This window comes from Terrabacter sp. P5_B1 (assembly GCF_056400505.1).
The window spans coordinates 1-3,990 of record NZ_JBFULD010000361.1 but is presented as its reverse complement, the minus strand read 5'-3'; the positions used below and the strand labels follow the sequence as shown (position 1 = coordinate 3,990).

General features: G+C 74.0%; 3 protein-coding genes. 2 read left to right on the top strand and 1 reads right to left on the bottom strand.

Annotation, left to right across the window (positions count from 1 at the left end):
• The coding region (locus AC1DP0_RS19155) for a PD-(D/E)XK nuclease family protein (RefSeq protein WP_478087578.1) at window positions 1-1,756 on the top strand (1,756 nt) is incomplete at its 5' end.
• Window positions 1,757-1,840: 84 nt separating this feature from the next.
• On the opposite strand, the gene AC1DP0_RS19150 is transcribed toward AC1DP0_RS19155, so the two are convergent.
• Window positions 1,841-3,268 carry a phosphotransferase gene (locus tag AC1DP0_RS19150; RefSeq protein WP_478087576.1) on the bottom strand — a complete coding sequence of 476 codons (1,428 nt, stop codon included), beginning with the start codon at window positions 3,266-3,268 and terminating at the stop codon, window positions 1,841-1,843.
• A gap of 121 nt (window positions 3,269-3,389) precedes the next feature.
• On the opposite strand from AC1DP0_RS19150, the gene AC1DP0_RS19145 reads away from it, so the two are divergent.
• Window positions 3,390-3,990, top strand: a 601-nt coding sequence (locus AC1DP0_RS19145) for an NADH pyrophosphatase zinc ribbon domain-containing protein (RefSeq protein WP_478087574.1), incomplete at its 3' end; no start/stop codon positions are given.

Below are 3,990 nucleotides of genomic sequence, written 5' to 3'. Positions count from 1 at the left end.
CCGCGGCTCCGACCTCGCAGCCGACAGCGCCGACACGGCCACGCTCGTCGAGGCTCTCGACGACCTGCCCCGTGCCGGGTGGACCGCCCGCGACGGCGCCCGGATCAGCGACGAGGCCCTGGGCCGCCTGCATGACCTCGGTGACGTCGTGCGGCGCCTGCGCCGCCTCACCGCGCTGCCGCTCGTCGATCTCGTCGCCGAGGCCGAGGTGGCGATCGGTCTCGACATCGAGGTGCTCTCGCGTCCCGAGCACACGGCCTCCACCGCGCGGGTGCACCTCGACGCCTTCGCCGACGTCGCCGCCCGCTACGCCACGACCGCCGACCGGCCCACGCTCTCCGGCTTCCTCAGCTGGCTCGACGCCGCCCGGGACCAGGAGCGCGGACTCGACGCCGGGCACACCGAGTCCGACGCGGACGCCGTCCAGGTGCTCACCGTCCACGCCGCCAAGGGGCTCGAGTGGGACGTCGTCGCCGTCCCCACGCTCGTCGAGGGCGTCTTCCCCGCCCACGGCGCGACGGCAGTGGCACCCGTCATCGACAGTGACCCCACGGCATACGCCTGCTCCGGCGACGTCAAGGACAAGGGGTGGCTCATCGGGCTCGACTCGTTGCCCTACGACCTGCGCGGGGACCGCGCCGGGCTGCCACACCTCGACTGGCGGGGTGTCCCGGACCGCAAGACGCTGAGCGCCGCCATCGACGCCTTCGTCCTCGACGGCGGCCGCCACGCGGTCGCCGAGGAGCGTCGCCTCGCCTACGTCGCGCTGACCCGCGCCCGCTCTTCGATGCTCCTGACGACGCACCTCTGGGGCGTCGCGAAGAAGACGCTGTCGGTGCCGTCCCGCTTCCTGGCCGAAGTCGAGGACTCCCTGCCGGGTGCTGTCGTGCGCACGGTCTGGGTTCCCGCGCCCGAGCCCGTCGTCGATGACAAGGGCAAGGCGGTGGCACCGAGCAACCCGCACCTCGCGGTCCCGGTCTCGCAGCTGTGGCCGCACGACCCGATGGGCGCCCGACGCTCGGGACTGCTCGATGCCCACCGTCGCATCGTCTCGCTGGTCGAGGCCGGTCCCTCTGTGCCGCAAGGCGATCCGCGCGTGGATGACCTGCGCATTCTCCTCGCGGAGCAGGCGGCACGGCGGTCCAGGGGTGAGCCCGTCGTCGACGTCCCACGTCACCTCTCGGCGTCAGCGGTCGTGTCGTTGGCCCGTGACGCCGAGGCCTTCGCGATGTCCCTCCGCCGTCCGATGCCGAGCCCGCCGGCTGTCGCCGCCCGCCAGGGCACCGCCTTCCACGCCTGGATCGAGGAGCACTACTCCCGCGCCGCGTTCGTCGACCTGCTCGACCTGCCCGGCAGCGCCGACGAGGGGGCTGCCGACGACGGCGACCTCGACGGCATGAAGGAGCGCTTCCTCGCCAGCGAGTGGGCCGATCGCATCCCCGAGGAGATCGAGATGTCGATCGAGACGATCCTCGACGGCATCGCCGTTAGAGGTCGCGTGGACGCCGTGTTCCCCCGCGACGACGGCGGGTGGACCGTCGTCGACTGGAAGACCGGCGCGCGGCCCACCGGGCGAGACGCCACCGTCCGTGCCCTCCAGCTCGGGGCGTATGCCGTCGCCTTCGCCCGGCTGCGCGACGTCGACCCGTCGCTCGTCGACGCGGCGTTCTACTACGCGGGGGAGGGTGTCACCGTCCGTCCCGACCTCCCCGGCGAGGCGGCGCTCGTTGATCTCCTCCGCACCCTCCCCGAGTAGCTCAAGCAGCTCGAGTGGCCCGAGCCCCGGTCGATCGCGGCACCGAGCCGATCGGCCGCCTGTGCGCGGCGGCGACCGTGCGGGTCAGCCGTTGCTCTCGTGGTGCGGACGGTCGGCAGAGGTGACGGGGACGAAGTCCGACGCGCCCTCGTGCAGGTCGAGGACTCCGTCCGCCTCGTCAGGCAGCGCCTCGACCTCGTCGATCTCGAAGGGTGATGCATCGGCGTCGGCCGCCACCACGGGCACGGGCTGGGAGTCCTCGACGGCCTCCGCGTGCTGTGGCCGTGCGTCGTGGACGTGGCTCCCGCCGTCCGCGTCGGGGGCGTCCACGGGCGCCTCGGTGGCTGCGTCGGTCGGCGCCTCGGCGGGTGCGTCGGCAACGGCGACAGGCCCCTGGGACTCGTCGAGGAGCGGAGCCATCCCGATGGCCTGTGTCTCTCCGAGCATCGGGAAGGGGACGTGAGGCTGGGTCGCGTCCCAGGCGGGCTCCGGCCGCTCGGGGGTGTCGCGGTCGAGTGCCTGCACGGCTTGCTCACGGGCGTGCCGGGTGCGCTCGCTGCGGTGGGCGTCCACCTTGGCATGACGGCGGTCGTCCGCCTCGACCCGCGCGTCCAGCGCACGCAGGTCCTCGGCGGTCCGCTCGACGACGTCCAGCTGTCCCGAGGAGAGGGCGTGCAGGAGGGTCCGGAGGGGCGTCATCTCGGCCGCAAGGCGGGCGCGCCGCACCAGGTGGACGTCGGGGCGTTCGATGCGGGACGCGGCGTAGGCCTCGAGGACGGCGTCGAGCGTTTCCGGAGGAGCGACGCTGGCGAGCTCGGCGAAGTCGTCGGCCGGGTCGCCGACCCGGCTCTCCTCCCACGCCAGGACCCCGCGGATGTGGCCGGTCRCGGAGTCGCTGTCGTCGTCGAACGACGCGAGGACGTTCTGGCCGGTGAAGGTGCCGTGGACCGCGCTCGGGGCGAAGCGCCACAGCGAGACGTCCTCGAGCGCGTGCTCCCAGCGGGTGAGCAGGCCCGTCGGAACGTGCCCGGTGGCGGCGGCGCGGTCGAGCTCGGAGAGCTGGCGTCGCCGGTGCGCCTCGGCGTCGTACGTCGGGCGACCGGCCTCCTCGAACAGCAGGTGCTCCACGTTGTGGATGTGGGCGAGCGTGCGGCCGACCTCAACCGTCAGGGGACCCGGCGCGAGAGCGGCGAAGTCCAGCGGGCGGCCGGGGACGCGCAGGTACACGGCGGCGCGCCCCTCGGGCACGGGGGCGAAGCCGCGCACCATCGGCATGGCCACGTCGAGCCGACGCCCGATCAGCCCGGAGAGCGCGGAGATGTCATCGAGCATGGCCCCTGCGGCGGCCGTGCACGGCGCCTTGATGACCCACCGGCGGTCATGGCTGTCCTGCACGTAGGCGATCTCGAAGAGGTCGCCCGGCTCGCCCGGCACACCCTCCACCGTCACCGGATCGAGGCCCGGCACGGCCGAGCTCGCCAGGGCGGCGAGGAAGAGGGGGCTGCGTGTCACGACACCACCGTAGGTCGTACGACGTGCCCAACGTGGGAGGCGAGGCGCGCCTTCGTCCGGTCGGCCCTGTGGCGCTCGGCCCCGGGAGGGTGACGCGAGCCTGCCCTCTAGGGTGGGCCGTGTGGCACTGACCGACGAGACCCTGGCCGATCTGGCGCTCTCGCGCAGCTCACTGGGCCGGGTGGCGCTCGAGCGTCGTCGTCCCGAGATCCTCACCGAGCTGCTCGGCGACCCGCGCACCCGGGTCGCCGAGATCCGGGGCGACCGGATGCGGGTGGCGCCGTCGCGCGACGGCGGTCCCGTCGACGACCTCCTCCGGCTCGCGCTCCGCGCGCCCGAGGCCGCGGACCATGCCAGGCTGGGACTGCACCTGGGGCGCGACGGGGACGGCACGGCATACGTCGGCGTCGTGACACGGGACGCCGGCGGCGATCCGGCGGACGGCGCGAGCGACCCGGCGGCCGACGGCTGGCTCACGCTGCGGCAGGCCGGGGAAGCCCTCACGCCGCGTGACGCCGGGGTGTTCACGACCGCCCTGGCCCTCGCCAACTGGCATGCCACGCACCGCTTCTGCCCGCGCTGCGGGGCCCCCACCGAACCCGCCCAGGCGGGCTGGGTGCGGCGGTGCGAACGGGAGGGCAGCGAGCACTACCCACGCACCGACCCCGCCGTCATCATGTCGGTCGTCGATCCAGACGACCGGCTGCTGCTCGGTCGTGGGG